Here is an 18,575-nt window from a genome sequence, read left to right as displayed (position 1 = left end):
CGATGCAGCGAACAAAAGGCTCTGATTATGAATAAAACACTCTTGTTGCTCCTGGCCTGTTCATGCGCCGCTCCTCTCGTTGCGGCGCAGTCGCGCGACGCGCTCACCCCGCAGGCGGAAAACGATTCTCTCGCCATTGCGGAGCAGTTGTATGCTCAGGCTCGCTCCGCCTCGACCAGCCCGGACGCCAAGCCCCAGTTGTATCGGCGGGCGGCCGAGTTGTTCTCCGACTTCATCAGGCGTTATCCCCGCTCGGCTCAACGCACGCGCGCCCTCTATTACCAAGCCATGTGTTACGAGGCGCTTCGCGAGCAGCAGAGCTCGCTGAGCTTGCTGAAGAAACTCGCCGACTCCTGTGCCGGCTCGGGCAAGCGCGATGACTACGCTGCCTCGGCCGCGTACCGCTACGCCTCGCTCGCGAGCCAGCAGAAGCGGTGGAGTGAGGCGGAGCGCTACTACGATCTGGCCATCGAGCTTTCCGCGCGTCCGGCTCTCAGTCAGGACGCCGCTTACCGCTTGGGGCGGGCACAGATGATGCAGGGAAAGTATGCCCAAGCGGAAAAAAGCTTCACGGGGTTGATCGCGCAGCCGGCCGGCTTGCGCTCGGAGATTTACCAGTCCGCGCTCTACCTGCTCTCGCAGGTGAAGGTGTCGCAGGGAGAGCCTCGCGCCGCTTACGGCCATCTTGTCACCCTGTTGTCCCTTCGGGATCTCAACCCGAAGCTTGAGGGCCCGGCAACACTGCAGGCCGCTCGACTGGCCTCGCAGTTGAATTTGCCCGACGAATCGCAGCGCTACTACGACCGCCTCAGCAGAATGCCCAGCATGGGTGAATACGCCGGTGAGGCTCAGCTGCAGTATCTGACCATGCTGCTGCGCAACAAGGAGTATCGCAAAATTGCCGAGATCGGGCGCGTCGCTCTGCCCGAGATCAGCAATAAGGAAAAAAGCGCCCTGCGCTACATGATCATCGGCCAGGCATACATGGAGCTCAAGGACTATGCCAACGCGGCTGAGGCCTTCAGAAACGCCTGCGAAGACCAGCCCGAGGGCGTTCGCGGTGCCGACGCCATGTACCGACTCATCCTCTGCACGCTCCAGTGCAGCGGTGCGGACTTCCTCAAACTGGCCGCCGCTTACCTACAGCGCTTTGCCGTGCCGGGCAGCGAAACGGCGGATCTTCCCTGTACCAACCTCGTTCGCATGATGTATGCGGATAGGCTCATGACGTCGGACGTGAGCGAAGCCGCTCGTCAATTTGACGCCATCAACATTCAGCGTCTCCCCAAATCCGTACAGGCCAACGCCTACTACAGAAAGGCGTGGACGGCCATGCAGGGCTCGGATTACGATCCCCTGCCGTCTTTGGACGAGTTCGTCAAGAGCTTCCCGCAGGATGAGCGCATGCCCGAAGTGCTCGCCATGAGGGGTATTGCCCTTGCCGGCCAAAAGAAGGCGGATGAGGCTCTCAAGGATTTCGACCGCGTCATCAAAGAGTACCCGAACTCGGCGGCCGTGGCGACTTGCCTGCAGCAGGCCGCGCAGGTCTGCGCTGCCAACAATCGCAGCGCGCGCATGAAGGATTATTACCAAGCGCTCGTCAACCTCAAACAGACGGTGACTCCTCAGGCTCTGGCCGAAGCCAACTACGCGATTGCCGGCTACTACGTGAAGGAGGAGCCCGCTCAGGCCGTCCCCTACTACGAGGAAGCCGCCCGTCAGGATCCCCGAAACTACGAGGAGCTCTCGCGCTATTACTTGGTCATCTGCCACTTCCGCTTGCAGCAGTACGACGAGCTCAGGCAGAGTCTCGACGAGCTTGAGCACAAATTCCCCGAGCGCTACAAGGCCGTGCCGGCCGCCGTGTTCCGCTGGTGCGGTTGGATGTGCTACCAGAAGGGTGACCACGCGTCTTCCGCCAAATACCTCACGGGTGCCGTCGAGCGATCCCCGAAAGAGAGCTACACCACGGACAAGGGAGAGACGGCGGAGCGCCCCAAGGTCGACGGCCTCGTTTGGAAGACGCTCGCGCGGGCCTACCTCGAGCTGGGCGAGTATCAGAAAGGCTACGAGGCCTCCGAGCGCTACCTCGAGCAGGTGACGCAGCCCTATCCCCGCGCCGAGGGCATGCGCGACGCGGCTCTGCTGCTGGTCGGGCTCGGCCGCACGCAGGAAGCCCGTCAGCTCTGCGCTGACGCCATCAAGCTCGGCATCGACGGGCCCATCAAGTCATCCGTTTTCCTGGCGCTGGGCGATTCCTACTACGCCGAGAAGAACTACCGCGAAGCTGCGGCGCACTACGGCCGCACCGCCAACATCGTCAGCGATAAAGACCTCAAACCGCTCTCCCTCTACAAAATCGTCTGCGCCCTCAAGAAAGACGGCAAGGACGGCGAGGCTCTCCAGTACGAAGAAAACCTTCGCAAGGAATTCCCCAACTGGACCCCGCCCGAGCGCGTGCGCCGCATGATGGAAGAATCGTCCGAGTAACGCTCCATGTCGTCGGATTCGTCAGATAACCGCCGCAAGAGCTGGCTGGGCATCCTGAGCCCGAGCCGGCGCTGGTTGCGCGTTCTTCTGGCGCTCATCGGGCTGCTCCTGCTGGCGTTTCTGGGCGTTCTCGGCTACTACGCCATGCGGGCTCAGCACTATGATCTGGGGGCCGTCGGTCACAGACCCTCGCCCGGCATGCTCTTTGACTCACGGAATCGACCGATCTCGAAACTCGATGCCGGTGAGGTGGATTACGTGCCGTGGGAACAATTCCCGCGGTATCTCGTCGATGCCTTTGTGGCGCGAGAGGACGAAAAATTCTTCAGCCACAGCGGCGTCGTTCTCAGTTCCGTCGTTCGCTCCATGCTTCGGAACATCCTCTCGATGCGCTACGAGCAGGGGGCGTCCACCATCACGATGCAGTTGACCCGCAACGTCTACGAGCTTCAGGGCAAGTCGATGGATCGCAAGCTGCTCGAGGCCGCCCTTGCGCAGCGCATCGAGCGCCACTACGACAAACAGACCATCTTCGCCCAGTACCTCAATCGCATCTACTACGGGCAAGACTGCTACGGCATCGGTGCTGCCGCCCGCCATTACTTCAACAAAGAGGTCTCGGCACTCAATCTGAGCGAATGCGCGACTCTGGCCGGGCTGGTGCGAGCTCCCTCGCTCTGCAATCCGGAGACCAGTATCGAGAATGCCACGGACGTTCGGAACGAAACGCTTGCTCGCATGCTCGAGCTGGAGATGATCAGTCAGCAAGAGTACGATGCCGTGCTGGCTACTCCGATCAAGCTGAACATCAACCGCACCAAGCTCGTCGCCTCATACATCTCGATGGAGTCGCAGCATGAGATGGAAACCCTGCGCGACGAGCTCAAAGATGCCGGCGGCGGACTTTCCGTCGTCACGTCCATCGACTTGGAAATGCAGCGCTATGCGGAAGAAGCCTGCGAGATGGCCTTGGCTGCGGTGGAGAATCCCGGGCGCTTTCCCGCTCCTTGGCGCGCTCAGTACGAGACGGAGCAGCAGGCGGATGCCGCGGCTGAGGACTTCGGCAAACTCCGGCGCCCCGATTCACTCAAGCCGCGCGGTTCCTCAAACAATCTCACCGATCTGCTTCAATGTTGCGTCCTGGTGATCGATTCGCGCAGCGGGCATAAGGGCGAGCTGATTACCGTCACCTGCGGGCGAAGCGCTCTTGACGAGCGCAACCGCTGGGACGCCGAGATTCTGCCGGGGCGAGCCTGGGCTCCTCTGGTCTATTGCACGGCCTGTCTGCCGGGCGGCGAAGAACGGCATATCGTGGCGAGAGACGCGCGTGTGACAGGCCGACGAATCGGCTATGATGTCGTGCGCTCCTTTGTCGAAGAGCTCAAGATCTCCGAATCGTTCCCGGATCGCGAGCACGCGGATGATCTCTACGAAGGTCTCTTCCCGATGCCCCGGCGCAACCTTGCACGCCTGCTCTACAGCATCCTGAATCAGGGGAAGGGATATGAGCTTCACTGCATCCGCAGCGTGTGGAGCCGAGGCGGACGCTGCCTGCACTCCAACCGCGACGCCGCAGCAGCCGAGTACATTCGGCGCGAGAGCGCCGTCTCCGTGGCCGCTCTGCCCCCCTTCACGAGCCCCGATGGCCGAATCACGGAGCTGAGCGTCACGCTGCCCGACGGGTACGGTCAGTGGAGTATGGTGAGCAATGAGCGCGGCGTTTGCGTCTTTGTTTGGATGGGCTTTGACGACCCCCGCCAACCGGCGGCACAAGACAATAAGATACAGCCCTTGCTCCGACAGGCCTCGCAGAATTTGGCCCGCGAGCTGCACGGCGAAGCGCGCCGCATCCTCCGCGAGCAGATGGCCCGCGAAAAAGAAAAAGAGGAGCAAGCCTCCGCGCAAGAGTCATGATGACACTCAGAGAGCAGCAACTGGCAGAGAGAGAGCAGCAACTGGCTGCGGCCGAAGCCGCCGCCCGACGAGCCGGAGCCTTCCTCCGCGAAGCCTTCCACGGCAACAAAACCGTCGATGAATCCCTCGCGCACGACATCAAGCTGCGGCTCGATAAAGAGACGCAGGCGCTCATCGTCACGGAACTCAGCGCCGCCTATCCCGGCATCGCCGTTCTGGGGGAGGAGGGGAACAGCGGACCGTCCGATGCCGAAGAGCGCTGGATCATCGACCCGATCGACGGCACGGTCAACTACTTCTACGGCCTGCCCCTCTTCTGCGTTTGCATTGCCCTCGAGAGCCGCGGCAAAACGGTGCTCGGCTGCGTCTACGACCCCATGCAGGACGAATGTTACACGGCTTTGGCCGGGCAGCAGGCCCTTTGCAACGGGCAGCCCATTCACGTATCGTCGCGTCGTGCGATGTCTGAAGCCGTCATCTTTGCCGGCCACGGCACGCACGACGGATCGGGCGAAGCCGGCATCCGCCGCTTCGCCTACCTGTCCTCTCGCGTACGCAAGATGCGCATCTTGGGATCGGCCGCGCTCTCGCTCTGCTACATCGCCGCCGGGCGCATGGACGCCTACGTCGAAAGCCGCATCTCGCTCTGGGATTTTGCAGCCGCCCGCGTGATTCTCGAAGCCGCCGGCGGTGTGCTGGAGTTCGCTCCGTCTGCTCCCGGAGCCACATCCGGCGCCGTCGTCGCGTGGAACGGCTTGTTGCCGCTGCGCGAGACCTTGGCCGAATGCAGTCTCTCCGCCGCACCCGCCGCACCCGTCTCCCCGACCGAACCATGAACGCCCCCCGAAAGCCCCGCTCGAAGACCCCGGAGTCGAAAACTTCCGCCCCTGCCCACATCGGCAATACTCGCTTTCTGGCTTGGCAGAGCCTGCTGCGCTGGCAGCGCGGCGGTATCTTTGCCGAGACGCTCGTCGTCCGCGAGGGCGCCGCTTTGAGCCGCGCCGACCGCAGCTTGCTTCAGGCCATCCTCTACGGCTGCCTGCGGCATCTCAGCTGGCTCAACCACCTTTGCTCGCGGCTCCGCCCGGGCAAGCTGGAGAATGAGTGGCGGGCGCTGCTGCTGGTGGGGCTCTGCCAGCTCTTCGTGCTGCGCCAAGCCGAGCATGCGGCCGTGGGCGAAACGGTAGCGCTGGCTCCCAAGCGCGTGCGCGGCCTTGTCAACGCCGTGTTGCGCGAGGCTTTGCGGCGCCGAGCCGAGCTGATGGCCGAGCGCGAGCAACTGCCCCTTGCGCTGCGCTACTCCGTGCCCGAGTGGCTGGCGGAGCGCTGGGTGCAGCGCTTCGGCGAAGCTGAGACGCGTCGATTGCTCGAGTGGAACAACCTCGAGCCCAAGCTCTACGCCCGCCTCAACCCGCTCCGCCCCATGACCCCGCCCGCCCAATGGCAGCAGCTGCCCGGAGAGAGAGACTGGTACCAAATCGTCGGCGAGCTCCCGCGAGAAGCACTCGCCCAAGGGCAGCTCTACATTGCCGACCCCTCGACGCGGCACTGCATCCGCCTGCTGGCTCCGGCCCCGGGCGAACGCCTGTTGGATGCCTGCGCCGCCCCCGGCGGCAAATCCGTCGCCATGATTAGCGCCACCGGCGGGAATCTGCATCTGCTCGCTACGGACCTGCACGAGCATCGCCTCGCTCGGCTGCATGAAAATCTCATGCGAGCCGGCGGCCGCGACGTGGCGGTGGCGCAGCACGACTGGTCGCAGGCCTGCCCGGCCGAATGGCGCGGGCAGTTCGACGGCGTGCTGCTGGACGTGCCCTGCTCGAACACGGGCGTGCTGCGTCGGCGCGTCGACGCGCGGTGGAGACTCCGCGAGAGCGAAATCGAGCGTCTGTCCGCTCTACAGCGGCAAATCCTGCGTGCTGCGGCGGACGCCGTGCGCCCTGGGGGGCGCCTCGTCTACTCCACCTGCTCGATCGAGCGCGAGGAGGATCGCGACGCCGTTGACGCCTTCCTGCGCGAACGAGCTGACTTTGAGTTCGTTGAAGACTACTTGGCCCTGCCGCACCTCGAACGCGCCGACGGCGCCTACGCTGCGCTGCTGCGGCGACGCAGCGAATGAGGCGGAGAAATTGCGGCAGCCGCTCAAAAAAAGCTCGCGTTTCAGAACACAATCGGTATAATCAGAAGAGCACGGTAGACAATATAGACACGATATGATCACAAAGCAATTCACTGTTCTGAACAAGCTCGGAATTCACGCCCGCCCCGCCGCACAGTTTGTCCGTGTGGCCGGTAAGTTCCAATCGGATGTCACCGTGGAGAAGGACGACGAGGCTGTTGACGGCAAGAGCATCATGGGTCTGATGATGCTGGCCGTGGGCTGCGGAGCGGTGATTTCCGTGACGGTGGAGGGCCCGGACGAAGAAGAAACAATCAAGGCTCTTCAGGAGTTGGTTGAAAGCAAATTCGGCGAGGCCTGAAGTCGGCCCTCGCTGCCCCCTTTGTCATGAGTTCTGAAACGCCGGAGCGCCGTCTCAAGGGTCAGCCCGTATCTCCCGGCATTGCCGCAGGCACCATGGTCATGGATGCCCGCGGGCTCAACTCGCCCGTAACGCGCCGGATTTTGCCCACGGAGCTGGAGCAGGAGTGGGCGCGTTTCGAAAGCGCCATCGCCCGTACCGAGGAGGAGCTTCGGCTGCTCAAGGAGCGCGTGGAGCGCCTCTCGGGCGCGACCGAGGCCGCTATCTTTGACGCCCACCTCCTCTTCCTGCGCGACCGCACCATCCTCTCTCAGCTGCGTCGCGAGATGCCCAAGCGGCTTCAAAACATCGAAGCCGTCTACTACGCGGTCGTGCAGAACTTCGTCGAGGTGATGCGGCAGGTGGACGACCCCTACCTGCGTTCGCGCGCCGCCGATGTGCAGGACGTGCTCAAGCGCGTGCTGCACAACATGGAGCCGGCCAAATCCCAGCCCTGCAGCGCGGCAACGGACGGCCCGGCCATTCTCGCCGCCTACGATCTTGCTCCCAGTGATACGGCCGATCTCGACCAGCGCAACGTCCTCGGTTTTGTGACGGAGGTCGGCAGCTCGGTCTCTCACACGGCCATTCTCGCCCGCTCTCTGGGCCTGCCGGCCGTGGTGGCGGTGCCCCGGCTCATCCTCGACTGCCGCGTCGGCCAGCCCGTGATTCTCGACGGCTACAATGGCCTGCTCATCATCAACCCGACGGATGAGACGCGCGAGTATTACCGCGCCCTGCAGGTGGAGAAAGAGAAGGCCTACCAGAGCCTTGTCGATATGCGCGACCTGCCGGCCGAGACGCTCGACGGCCACCGCATCCGCTTGGCTGCCAACGTCGAATATTCCCACGAGTACAGTGCGCTCAAGCGCTTCGGCGCCGAGGGCGTGGGGCTCTACCGCTCCGAGTTCTTCCTGCTGGGCAACGGCAGCAGCCTGCCCGGCGAGGAGGAGCAGTATGAGCACTACCGCCTGCTGGCGGAGAGTTGTGCGCCGCATGAGGTGATCATTCGCACCCTCGATTCGGGCGGAGACAAGCTTCCCTTTGAGGAGCAGTCGGAGAAGGAGGACAATCCCTTTCTCGGCTGGCGCGGCATTCGCGTCTCTCTCAGCCGCCTCGATATGTTCAAGGAGCAGCTGCGCGCCATCCTGCGAGCCTCGGCGCACGGCAAGGTTGGCGTGATGTTCCCGATGATTTCGGGCATCACCGAGGTGCGCGATACCCTCGAGCTGCTGGAGCAGTGCCGTGCGGAACTGCGCGAGCGCGGTCAGGCCTTCGACGAGCACATGCGCGTGGGCATCATGATCGAGGTGCCCAGCGCGGCCGTGATGGCCGATGTGCTGGCCCGCCATGTCGATTTCTTCTCCATCGGAACCAACGACCTGACGCAGTACACCATTGCGGTCGATCGCGTGAACGCCCGCGTAGCCGGGATGTTCCGGCCGACGCACCCCGGTGTTGTGCGCCTCATGTCCCAGACGATGCGTGCCGGTATCCCGACGGCCGTATGCGGAGAGATGGGGGGCGATATTACGCTTGTCCCTCTGCTGATCGGCATGGGGGCTCATGAGCTTTCGGTGAGCATGCACCTCTTGCCGCTGGTGCGCTATGCCATTCGCCACCTGCGCTACAGCGACTGCCTCGAGATCGCGCAGAAGGCCTTGCAGGCCGAAGACAGCTACACCATCCGAAAGCTCTCGAAGGATCTCGCCAAGAAATCCTACCCGGCTCTCTTCGATTGACGTTGCCGGAGCGCACTGCGGGGCAGGGGCGGCATCGCGCTCTGTCGGTCTCCTCTTCCTCCGCAGAGCTCATCCTCAGAGCCTAGGCCCGTCGCGGCGCATGTTGCGGAGGCGACGCGTTTTTCGTGAGTGGCGCGTTTTTCGGGGGAGGCGCGTTTTTCGGGGGAGGCGGCGCGTTTTTTCGGAGGCTCGCGCTGCGCCATGCGGCATAGGTGTCTCTCCGAGCCTCGGACTGCCGGTGTGTCGGCGGCGAGGGCTGCGCCGGAAACTCCTCGGCTGCGCCGCCCCTGCGGCCGGAGAAAGAAGACCCTTAACCGACGCCGCCGGATTCAGTCGGCGAGCTTGGTGAGTAGCTGCCGGTGGGCAGCCTGCCCGACGGCGACGGGATCCTCGGCGCTGCCTCGCTGCGTGATGCGAATCGGTTGCCCCTCGGGGGTGAAATAGAGAGCGCGGAGCACAAGCGTGCCGCTGACCAGAGCGGCGTAGCCGCCCACAGGCACCGAGCAGTCCGCCTTCAGCGCGTCGAGGAAAGCTCGCTCCGCCGCGACGCAGCAGGACGTTTCGGCGTGATTGGCCGGGGCGACGAGCGCGCGCGTCTCCTCGTCACCGCGCCTGATTTCAAGAGCCACCGCCCCCTGACCGAGCGCCGGCATGAAGGCGTCGGGCGAGAGGTCGACGGCGCAGAAGTGCTGCCCTTCAAACTCGATATCGGGGCCGGTGAAACCCAGACGGTTGAGCCCGGCTCGCGCCAGCAGCGTGGCCGTCATCTCCCTGCTTTCCGCCAGCTTGCACAGCCTCGTGTGCACATTGCCGCGGATGGGCAGGCAGCGCGCCGACCCTCCCCAGTACGCATCAACGAAGCAGGCGCGGCGCACGCTCCCCGTGCCGATGACGGGGCGTCGGGCATCGGCGCCCGGCTTGATGACGAGCGTATCGGCGATATCCTCGCGCGGCAGAATGGCGGCGATTTCGAAGGCGGGGTCAAGTTGGCCGGGCATGTCTTTGAGGCTGTGAACCGCGCAGTCAATCTCCCCCGCGGCCAAAGCCTCTTCAATGGCGGCGATGAACACGCCCTTGTCTCCGGTGTTGGTGGCAGCATTGACGCAGTTGAGCGGGATGTCGGTACGCGCGTCGCCGGCCGTGTGAATGATGCGCAGCTCGTGGCGGAGGCCGGGGCAGCTGCGCTGCACGGCTTCGAGGGCGAGAGCTGTCTGAGCCAAGGCGAGCTCGCTGCCGCGAGTACCGATGATGAGATGCTGCTTCATGGGGATGATTCTATAGGATTACGCCGCGCATGCAAGCCAATTCTACGCGGCAGCGCGTTGCCGCCTGCGCTTCTGCCGCCGGGCAAAAAGAACGCAGAGCTCGTAGAGCAGATACATGGGCAGAGCCATGAGAAACATCGTGCCCGGATCCGGCGACGGTGCCAGCAGCAGCGCGGCGGCGAAACAGGCGACAAAAGCCGTCGCTCGCGTGCGCTTCATCAGGTCGTAGGTCAGAATGTTGAGCTTAATCAGCGGCAACACCAGCACGGGAAGCTCGAAAATGGCGCCGAAGGTCAGCACCAGCTTCGCCGCAAACGAGAGATAGTAGCCGATGCGCCAGTCGTTCTGAATGCCCATCTGCGCCCCGTAGTTGTAGAAGAAGCCCAGCACGCGCGGCAAGACTGCCAAGTAGGCGAAGGCGCATCCCGCGATGAAGAGCAGGCAGCCCCAAGCCACGCAGCGATAGAGCAAACGCCTTTCGTTCGGCTTTAGCCCGGGGATGATAAAGCCCAGAAGCAGGCGAAGCTGCACCGGAAAGGAGAGAATCAGCCCCGCGAAAAAGGCCAAATTGACCGAGAGCATGAAGGCTTCGGCCGGTTGAAAAGCTCCCATGAGCCGTATCTGCTCGTCTTGCTGCGCGGGGCGCAGCAGGGCACCCGACGCGTGCAGGGAGAGCGCGAGAGTCAGCTCGTCGGCTTGCTGAGGCTGCGCCAGCACGTCTCGCAGGTAGTCCGTCTGCTCCGCCTCGGGCAGCAGGGCGGCGGCCCGCAGCAGAGCTACGCAACGCGCGGCTTCCCGCACGCGCGCCGACTGCCGAGCGAGCAGCGCGTCGCGAGCCTCGGGAGAGAGCGCGGGCAGAACCTCGGCCAGCCTCTTGGCCGCCAACCAGTCATGCAGCGGCATTCCCTCGGGCAGAGCCTCCCGCTCTTGTTGCAGGCGAATTTGCTCGACGGGGCGGCTGAGAAAGTGCATGATTTGCGGCGTCAGGAAGAAGCAGAGAAGCATCGCCGCGAGCAACACGCCGAGCATGCGCAGCAGGGTGCGGCGAAGCTCCTCCAAGTGGTCGAGCAGCGGCCGCGGCTCATCGCCCGCCGCCCGCCGAGCCTGCAGCGCCTCGCGCGCGCGGAACATGGAGCGCAGCAGCATCATGGCGCATAGATGTCGATGCCGACGCGCCGCAGCAGATCAAGCGAAACGGCACAGGGATCGGGCGCGACCCAGTGCCCGGGCTCCAGCTCGACTGGCGTCAGATCCATACCGTAGGTCGCTTCGAGATAGGGGTGATTGATGCGCCTGCCGAAAGCGCTGCCCGGCGGCGGATCAATGGGCGAGGGGACGTCGCCCGGCAGCACGGGGACATGCCGGCGGCGGAAGGGATCGGGCAGGGGAATGGCCGAAATCAGCGCACGGGTATAGGCGTGCAGAGGGTTGCGGTAGACCACCGATGCCGGGCCGCCTTCGACAATCTTGCCGAGGTACATCACGGCCACGTTGTCACAGACATGCTTGACGACGGAGAGATCATGCGAGATGAAGAGATAGGCGAGCCCCAGCTCACGCTGCAGCATCATGAGCAGATTGAGCACCTGCGACGCGACGGAGACATCGAGCGAGCTGACGGGTTCATCGAGAATGAGCAACTTCGGCCCCGTCGCCAAGGCTCGCGCAATGCCGATGCGCTGCCGCTGACCGCCCGAGAACTCGTGCGGGAACTTCTCTGCGGCGCTGCGCGGAAGGCTGACGAGATCCAGCAGCGTTTCGACCCGCCTCCGGCGCTCCTGCTTCGTGCCTATCCCCTGAAGTTCGAGGGGCTCGGCAATGATGTGCCGCACATCCATGCGCGGGTTGAGCGAATCAGCCGGATCCTGAAAAACCATCTGCACGTTGCGCCTGAGGTTCCCGAGCCTCCACTGCGGGCGGCATGTGATATCGGTGCCCATGAGCCGGATGTAACCGCCGGTCGGCTCGCAGAGACGGACGATGCAGCGCCCGATCGTGCTTTTGCCGCAGCCGCTCTCCCCGACCAACCCGAGCGTCTCGCCGGCGGCAATGCTGAACGAGACGCCGTCGACCGCCTTGAGCGTACCGCCTTGGCGCGAGAAAAGCCCCCGCTGCACGGGAAAGTGCATCGAGAGATTGCAGACTTCGAGAATAGGTTGCGGTTGAGTGCTCAAGCTTGGCTTACTCTAGCACGCCGGCAGGCTCTTGGCAAGTGCGGATTGAGGGCGGAGCTCAAAGCCCCTCGCGAAGCGTGAGCCTCGCGGGGGGCTTAGAACTCGGGGAAGAGGGGGGAGGGGGAAAAGGAGGGAAAGGCGGGCAGCGATGCCTCACTGCCAGTCTACGCGATTTTCGTCCTTCCAGATCTTCTCCAATCCGTAAAACTCGCGAGTCTCGTCAGCCATCACGTGAATCATCACGTCGACATAGTCGAGGACGGACCAGAGCGCGTTGGGCGTGCGCTCGGCATAGACGGGCTCGATGCCGTACTGCTCGCCCACTTCCTTGTCCACATCGCGCAGAACCGCGCGCAGGTGGGGCACGGAGGTGGCCGTGCAGACAATGGCGAAATCGGTGAGCGACGACTGGCCGCGCAGGTCGTAGACGGCAATGTCCGTGGCTTTGGCATCGTCGGCCGCGCGGGCGCAGGCAAGTGCTAATTCCTTACTGTTCATGGTGTTATTCGGTCTCGCTTGTGGTGGTGGCATGCGGTGTGACGCTTCCTCTGCCGCATCTTCGGTTCTGCGTCCTCGTCAACGTGATGGCCGCATCTCCGATCTTGAGGTTCTCGTCAACGCGCATCTCTGTCGGCTGGGCGGGCAGCGTCGCTGCTCTCGTCCTCGCGCTCCTTCTCCTCGTCGCGGTAGGGCGGGGGCTCGTCGTCAGGCGTTTGCAGATCCGTCGGCGCATCGAGATCCTCGGGGATGGGGGGAGGAAGTTCGCGCACGGGCGGGTCGCTCATTTCACCGGTTTCCAGCAGCTCGGCAATCTGCTTGCCGCTGAGCGTCTCGAACTCGATGAGCTTGTCGGCGATGAGCAGAAGGCGCTCCTTGTTGTCCGTGAGAATGTCCAGAGCGCGTCGGTAGTTCTCCTTGACGATGCGCTGAATCTCCTCGTCGATAATCTGAGCCGTGTGCTCGGAGAAATTGCGCGTCGTCTGCGAAAGATCTCGCGCGAGGAAAACCTCTCCGTGATTCGTGCCGTACTCGATGGGGCCGAGGCGGTCGCTCATGCCGTAGACGCACACCATCTTGCGGGCAATGTCCGTCGCTTGGTGAATATCCATGCGTGCTCCGCCCGAGACATCGCCGAAGACAACCTCCTCGGCGCAGCGCCCGCCCATCGCCATGACGATGTAGTCGAGCAGCTCATTCTTGTACTCGCTGTGCTTGTCCTCCTCCGGCAGCATCATCGTAACGCCCAGCGCCGGGCCGCGCGGAATGATGGTGACCTTGTGCAGCGGCAGGCTCTTGGCGAGCTCCGTCTTGAGCAGGCAGATCGCGTGCCCGGCCTCGTGAACGGCCGTGTTGAACTTCTCTTTGTCCGAAATCTCCAGCGAACGGCGCTCTCGCCCCCAGCGCACCTTCTCCCGAGCCTCCTCCAGATCCGCCTGAGAGACCACGGCAGCGTTCTTGCGCGCGGCAATGAGAGCCGCTTCGTTGACCAGATTGGCCAGTTCGGCACCCGAGAAGCCGGTGGTTGCCCGGGCAATGGGGCCGAGGTCGGCCTTCGGATCGAGCTTGATCTTGCGGGCATGGACGCGCAGGATCTGCTCGCGGCCGGCGGCATCCGGCAGGTTGACGGTCACCTGGCGGTCGAAGCGGCCCGGGCGCAGCAGAGCGGGGTCGAGCACGTCGACGCGGTTGGTCGCGGCGATGACGATGACATTCTCGTTGGCGGAGAAGCCGTCCATTTCAACCAGCAGAGCGTTGAGCGTTTGCTCGCGCTCATCGTGCCCGCCGCCCACGCCGTGGCCTCGGTGGCGGCCCACGGCGTCAATCTCGTCGATGAAGATGAGGCAGGGCGCGTGTTTCTTGGCCTCGGCAAACATGTCGCGCACGCGGCTGGCGCCCACGCCCACGAACATCTCAACAAAGTCCGAGCCCGAAATGGTGTAAAAAGCCACACCGGCCTCGCCGGCAATCGCGCGCGCCAGCAGGGTTTTGCCCGTACCGGGCGGCCCCACCATCAGCACACCCTTCGGAATGGTGCCGCCGAGGTTGCGGAACTTGCGCGGGTTGCGGAGGAACTCGACAAGCTCCCAGACCTCCTCCTTCGCCTCGGAGATGCCCGCCACATCCTTGAAGGTCACCTTGTTGCGCGAGGGATCCACGAGGCGGGCCCGGCTGCTGGCAAACTTGCGTGCCCCGGCAGGGCCTCCGCCCTGCATGCGGAAGAGGAAGAAGAGCAGCAGCAGCACGATGAAGATGGAGAAGACGTTGAGCAGGATGGAGCCCCAGGTGTTGTTGTCCACCCGATAGCTGGCCTGATTGCCGAGCATGTCGCGCACTTGGTCGCCTTGGAAGCTGCGGTTGAACTCAACCATCACGGGCTCGACATCCTTCTTGGTGGCCTTGACGTCCGTTTCAAGCCTGTAGTTGCCGATGATGTACCACTTGTCGCCGTCGCGGACGAGACGCGTGTTTTCATTCGCATTCCGGCTGTTGAGCACGAGGCGTCCCTCCTCCCCCAGCTTGGTCAGGTCGCGGATGGACCAAAGCCTGTCCGTTCCGGCCGCCGGAGCGTAAGGAGCCGCTAAATCCCCGCCCTCGGTGATGCCGTAGCGGTTGCAAAGCTGGCGCATCTCTTCATTGTCGGTGACCGGGATGTAAAAAGCGCGCGCGGCACTGGTCGGTTGCTGGCGGTATTTGTAGGCCGTGATGCTCGCCTCGCTCGACGTGTCACTCATCGTGACCTCGATGGGGAACTCCTTGGGGTTGTTCGTGACGATGGCACCGCTGCGGAAGTCGTGGCGGAACTCGTCGAGCGTCAGACGTTTGGCCGAGCTGCCGCCGTCAAACGAGAAGGCCAGAACGAGAATGCCCGCGATGACGGCAATGAGAATCCACATGCCCCAGTTGCTCTGGGGCGCTGACGGTTTGACCGGAGGAGGGGTACCGTTGTCTTTCTGATTCGGATCAGGCATGAGTTTGTCGTGTTGGCGGGGATTCTAGCGCAGATGTGCGCTCTTGTGAATAAGTTTTCGAGACATACAGGCCGAAAAGGTGGTGCCGGGGCGATTTTCGCGTCTGCTGACGGCGATTTCGCGTCGTTCACCGCGATTCGGGAGCCCGGGAGACGGCCTGACCGCGCCCGGTGCAGCTGCGGATGCCGTGTTGCGGGAGGGGGCGTCAGAGCAGGTGCCCCATGCGGTCGCGCTTGGTCTCCATATAGTGGCGGTTGTCGTCATTGGGCGGGATGCTGATGGGAACCTGCTCCACGATGTCGAGCCCGTGCCCCGCCAGACCGACGATTTTGCGCGGATTGTTCGTCAGCAGCCGCAGGTGGCGCACCCCCAAATCACGCAGAATCTGGGCGCCGACGCCATAGTCGCGCAGGTCGGCGGGGAAACCGAGCTTGATGTTGGCATCCACCGTATCATAGCCCTGCTCCTGAAGCTTGTAGGCGTGCAGCTTGGCGGCAAGCCCGATGCCGCGCCCTTCCTGGCGCAGGTAGAGAATGACGCCGCCCTCCTGCGCGACGCGGCGCATGGCGGCATGCAGCTGGCTGCCGCAATCGCAGCGTCGGCTGCCGAAGACATCGCCGGTCAGGCATTCGCTGTGCACGCGGCAGAGGACGGGTTTGTCCGAGTCGATTTCGCCGTGCACGAGGGCGAGATGCGTCTTGCCGTCCACCTTGGAGTGGTAGGCGTGGCAGATGAACTCACCGAACTCGGTGGGCAATTTAACCGTTTCCTCGCGCTCGACGAGTTTTTCCGTGTGCTGGCGGTGTTCGATGATTTGAGCCAGCGAGCAGGCCTTGAGGCCGTACTGCTTCTGGAAGCTGCCCAGCTCGCCGAGGCGAGCCATGGTGCCGTCCTCCTTCATGATCTCGCAGCAGACGCCCACGGGTTCCATGCCCGCGATGCGCAGCAGATCGACGGTCGCCTCGGTGTGTCCGGCGCGGCGCAGCACGCCGCCCTTGCGCGCCTTGAGCGGGAAGCAGTGGCCCGGTTGCACGAAATCGTCAATCCTCGCCTTCGGGTCGGCGAGCTTCATCGTGGTGATCGATCTTTCAAAGGCGCTGATGCCCGTCGTGGTGCCCTCTTTGGCATCGACGCTGACGGTGAAGGCCGTGTGGAGCTTCTCCGTATTGTGCTGCGCCTGCATCGGCAGCCCGAGTGATTCGACGCGCTCGGGAGCCATGGGCACGCAGATGAGGCCGCGGGCGTGCGTGGCCATGAAGTTGATGTTCTGCGGCGTGGCAAACTGCCCGGCGCAGATGAGATCCGCCTCGTTCTCTCGGCTGGGATCATCGGTGACGAGGATGAGCTTGCCGAGCCGGAGGTCTTCAACGACCTCCGCGAGCGGGGAGTAGACGATGGGGTCGACGCCGTCGGCCACCGGAACGGAGCCTTGCGGCGCCAAGCTGCTCAAGTCGCATCCTGACGGCGTGCAGCAGGGCTGCGCCGCCACATCGCGGCACGCCGGCAACTCGGGCTCTCGGTGCGAGCCGCAGAGGCAGTCGCCTTCGCCGCTGACGGAGGCATCGCATTGTTGGATGAAGTCGTTGATGTCAAAGACGCCGTTCTTGGAATGAAACTCGACGGGATTCATGCGTTGATGCGTGGAGTGGAGGAAGGAGGGATGCGCTGATTCCGGCCGCGCGGGCCGCGGCGGAATCAGCAGTGTGTATTGATGTTATTTGCTCATTTTTGCCCACGAGTCGCGCAGCCCCACCGAGCGGTTAAAGACGGGGTGCTCGGGGCTGTGGTCGTAGCGGTCGGCCACGAAGTAGCCCGTGCGCTCGAATTGGCAGAGGAACTCGTTGGGTGCGGCCGCCAAGGCGGGCTCGACGACGGCATCGCGTATCACGGTGAGCGAGTCGGCATTGAGCGAGGCGAGGAAGCCCTCGGGGTTGGCATCGGGAGCCTCATCCTTGAAGAGGCGGTCGTAGAGGCGCACCTCGGCGCGAACGCCGTACTTGGCCGACACCCAGTGAATGGCGCCCTTGCACTTGATGCCCTCGGGCGGGTTCGAGCCGATGGTGCCGGGGATGATTTCCGCGCGCAGCTCGGTGACTTCGCCGTCGGCATTGCAGTCGTACTCCTTGGCAATGATGCAGTAGCCGCCGCGAAGGCGCACGCAGGCCCCGGGAGAGAGGCGCTTGTACTTCTTGGGCGGATCGATCATGAAGTCGTCCTTGTCAATCCAGACCTCGCGGGTGAGCGTGATGCTGCGGTTGCCCAGTTCGGGCTTCTCCGGGTTGATGACGACTTCGACTTCCTCCTCGAAGTCCTCGGGCAGATTGGTGAGCACGAGCTTGAGGGGGTGCAGGACGGCCATGCGGCGCTCGGCATTCGTGTTGAGTTCATTGCGGACGGCATTCTCAAGCCTGGCCACGTCGGTGTTGCCGTTGAACTTGGTGATGCCGACGCCCTCGCAGAAGTCGACGATGGCGCGGGCGGGGTAGCCGCGGCGGCGCATGCCGCAGATCGTCGGCATGCGCGGGTCGTCCCAGCCGGCGACGTAACCCTCTTCGACCATCTGGCGCAGCTTGCGCTTGCTCATGACCGTGTAGGTGATGTTGAGGCGCGAGAACTCGCGCTGCTTCGGCCGTGCCGGCACCGGGCAGTTCTCGATGACCCAGTCGTAGAGCGGACGGTGATTTTCAAACTCGAGCGTGCAGAGCGAGTGCGTAATGTGCTCCCATGCGTCCTCCAGCGGGTGGGCAAAGTCGTACATCGGGTAGATGCACCACGTGTCGCCCGTGTTGTGGTGGCGGTCGTAGGAGATGCGGTAGATGACCGGGTCGCGCATGTTCATGTTGCTGCTGGCCATGTCGATTTTGGCGCGCAGCACGGCCGCGCCGGCCTCGTACTTGCCGGCCTTCATCGCCTCGAAGAGCGCGAGATTCTCCTCGGGCGCGGTGTCGCGGTAGGGCGAGGCCGTGCCGGGGGTGCGCAGATCACCTCGCTGTAGGCGCATGGTTTCGCGATCCTGAAGATCGACGTAGGCGAGTCCCTTCTTGATCAGCGCGACGGCGCAGTCGTAATAAAAGTCAAAGATGTTCGAGGCCCAGTAGAGATGCTCGCCCCAATCAAAGCCCAGCCAGTGGATGTCTTCCTGAATCGAGTTGACGAACTCGATGTCTTCCTTGCAGGGGTTGGTGTCGTCAAAGCGCAGGTGGCATACGGCGCCGAGGTGGGCATACTCCTTCGCGATGCCGAAGTCAAGACAGATGGCTTTCGCGTGGCCGATGTGCAGATAGCCGTTGGGTTCGGGCGGAAAGCGCGTGATGGGCACGGTGCAATGCCCCTCTGCCAAGTCCTTGGCGACGATTTCGCGTATGAAGTCTAGTTTCTCCTCGTTTGCCATGCGCAGCATTGTACTCTCCTTGCGCTGACAAATCAAGCTCAATCACGGGGAATGACACGCCGCAGGTTCAGCAGAGCGCGCCGCCGGGAAGGCGGCAAACCGGACTCCGCG

At 63.7% G+C, this 18,575-nt stretch carries 13 protein-coding genes; 6 read left to right on the top strand and 7 right to left on the bottom strand.

Features of this window, described 5'->3' with window-relative positions; translation table 11 throughout:
* Positions 1–27: 27 nt before the first annotated feature.
* The 6 genes from AC6UAL_RS01385 to ptsP all read left to right on the top strand — a co-directional run bounded on the left by AC6UAL_RS01385 (position 28) and on the right by ptsP (position 8,665).
* On the top strand, positions 28–2,490 hold the full coding sequence (locus AC6UAL_RS01385; RefSeq protein ID WP_500681560.1) for a tetratricopeptide repeat protein: 2,463 nt from the start codon (positions 28–30) through the stop codon (positions 2,488–2,490).
* 6 nt (positions 2,491–2,496) lie between these two features.
* Positions 2,497–4,404, top strand: coding sequence for a transglycosylase domain-containing protein (locus AC6UAL_RS01380; protein ID WP_500681559.1), 1,908 nt, complete (start codon positions 2,497–2,499; stop codon positions 4,402–4,404).
* Positions 4,401–5,240 carry an inositol monophosphatase family protein gene (locus AC6UAL_RS01375; RefSeq protein ID WP_500681558.1) on the top strand — a complete coding sequence of 280 codons (840 nt, stop codon included), beginning with the start codon at positions 4,401–4,403 and terminating at the stop codon, positions 5,238–5,240. Before AC6UAL_RS01380 ends, AC6UAL_RS01375 begins: the two co-directional genes overlap by 4 nt.
* Entirely contained in the window at positions 5,237–6,523 is a 1,287-nt protein-coding gene (locus AC6UAL_RS01370; RefSeq protein WP_500681557.1) for an RsmB/NOP family class I SAM-dependent RNA methyltransferase, read from the top strand. Before AC6UAL_RS01375 ends, AC6UAL_RS01370 begins: the two co-directional genes overlap by 4 nt.
* A 94-nt stretch (positions 6,524–6,617) precedes the next feature.
* Positions 6,618–6,884, top strand: a complete 267-nt coding sequence (locus AC6UAL_RS01365; protein ID WP_500681556.1) for an HPr family phosphocarrier protein — start codon at positions 6,618–6,620, stop codon at positions 6,882–6,884.
* A 26-nt stretch (positions 6,885–6,910) separates the two neighbouring features.
* A complete protein-coding gene (gene ptsP, locus AC6UAL_RS01360) occupies positions 6,911–8,665 on the top strand; it encodes a phosphoenolpyruvate--protein phosphotransferase (RefSeq protein ID WP_500681555.1) in 1,755 nt (584 codons plus the stop codon).
* Between the two features lie 329 nt (positions 8,666–8,994).
* On the opposite strand, the gene hemC is transcribed toward ptsP, so the two are convergent.
* From hemC to AC6UAL_RS01325, 7 genes are all read right to left on the bottom strand, one after another.
* Positions 8,995–9,930 (bottom strand): hydroxymethylbilane synthase, encoded by a 936-nt coding sequence (hemC, locus tag AC6UAL_RS01355; RefSeq protein ID WP_500681554.1) that lies wholly within the window; start codon positions 9,928–9,930, stop codon positions 8,995–8,997.
* A gap of 42 nt (positions 9,931–9,972) precedes the next feature.
* Positions 9,973–11,079, bottom strand: a complete 1,107-nt coding sequence (gene tatC / locus AC6UAL_RS01350) for a twin-arginine translocase subunit TatC (protein ID WP_500681553.1) — start codon at positions 11,077–11,079, stop codon at positions 9,973–9,975.
* Entirely contained in the window at positions 11,076–12,104 is a 1,029-nt protein-coding gene (locus AC6UAL_RS01345; protein ID WP_500681552.1) for an ABC transporter ATP-binding protein, read from the bottom strand. The genes tatC and AC6UAL_RS01345 overlap by 4 nt, the downstream gene beginning before the upstream one ends.
* A 153-nt stretch (positions 12,105–12,257) precedes the next feature.
* Positions 12,258–12,602 (bottom strand): ribosome silencing factor, encoded by a 345-nt coding sequence (gene rsfS, locus AC6UAL_RS01340; RefSeq protein WP_500681551.1) that lies wholly within the window; start codon positions 12,600–12,602, stop codon positions 12,258–12,260.
* Positions 12,603–12,718: 116 nt separating this feature from the next.
* Entirely contained in the window at positions 12,719–15,073 is a 2,355-nt protein-coding gene (gene ftsH, locus AC6UAL_RS01335; RefSeq protein WP_500681550.1) for an ATP-dependent zinc metalloprotease FtsH, read from the bottom strand.
* Between the two features lie 205 nt (positions 15,074–15,278).
* Positions 15,279–16,703, bottom strand: a complete 1,425-nt coding sequence (locus AC6UAL_RS01330; protein ID WP_500681549.1) for a bifunctional 3,4-dihydroxy-2-butanone-4-phosphate synthase/GTP cyclohydrolase II — start codon at positions 16,701–16,703, stop codon at positions 15,279–15,281.
* Between the two features lie 84 nt (positions 16,704–16,787).
* On the bottom strand, positions 16,788–18,464 hold the full coding sequence (locus tag AC6UAL_RS01325; RefSeq protein WP_500681548.1) for a glutamine--tRNA ligase/YqeY domain fusion protein: 1,677 nt from the start codon (positions 18,462–18,464) through the stop codon (positions 16,788–16,790).
* Positions 18,465–18,575 lie beyond the last annotated feature (111 nt).

It is taken from the genome of Candidatus Parakkermansia intestinigallinarum, assembly GCF_944389695.1.
Classification (GTDB): Bacteria; Verrucomicrobiota; Verrucomicrobiia; order Verrucomicrobiales; family Akkermansiaceae; genus Akkermansia; species Akkermansia intestinigallinarum.
The sequence above is the reverse complement of the archived record's forward strand: the minus strand, read 5'-3'. Positions and strand labels throughout refer to the sequence as shown.

Bases quoted from the DNA above. Each gene is read 5' to 3' on its own strand.
- AC6UAL_RS01385 (WP_500681560.1), top strand. From the start codon at position 28: ATGAATAAAACACTCTTGTTGCTCCTGGCCTGTTCATGCGCCGCTCCT.
- AC6UAL_RS01380 (WP_500681559.1), top strand. From the start codon at position 2,497: ATGTCGTCGGATTCGTCAGATAACCGCCGCAAGAGCTGGCTGGGCATC.
- AC6UAL_RS01375 (WP_500681558.1), top strand. From the start codon at position 4,401: ATGATGACACTCAGAGAGCAGCAACTGGCAGAGAGAGAGCAGCAACTG.
- AC6UAL_RS01370 (WP_500681557.1), top strand. From the start codon at position 5,237: ATGAACGCCCCCCGAAAGCCCCGCTCGAAGACCCCGGAGTCGAAAACT.
- AC6UAL_RS01365 (WP_500681556.1), top strand. From the start codon at position 6,618: ATGATCACAAAGCAATTCACTGTTCTGAACAAGCTCGGAATTCACGCC.
- ptsP (WP_500681555.1), top strand. From the start codon at position 6,911: ATGAGTTCTGAAACGCCGGAGCGCCGTCTCAAGGGTCAGCCCGTATCT.
- hemC (WP_500681554.1), bottom strand. From the start codon at position 9,930: ATGAAGCAGCATCTCATCATCGGTACTCGCGGCAGCGAGCTCGCCTTG.
- tatC (WP_500681553.1), bottom strand. From the start codon at position 11,079: ATGATGCTGCTGCGCTCCATGTTCCGCGCGCGCGAGGCGCTGCAGGCT.
- rsfS (WP_500681551.1), bottom strand. From the start codon at position 12,602: ATGAACAGTAAGGAATTAGCACTTGCCTGCGCCCGCGCGGCCGACGAT.
- ftsH (WP_500681550.1), bottom strand. From the start codon at position 15,073: ATGCCTGATCCGAATCAGAAAGACAACGGTACCCCTCCTCCGGTCAAA.
- AC6UAL_RS01330 (WP_500681549.1), bottom strand. From the start codon at position 16,703: ATGAATCCCGTCGAGTTTCATTCCAAGAACGGCGTCTTTGACATCAAC.
- AC6UAL_RS01325 (WP_500681548.1), bottom strand. From the start codon at position 18,464: ATGGCAAACGAGGAGAAACTAGACTTCATACGCGAAATCGTCGCCAAG.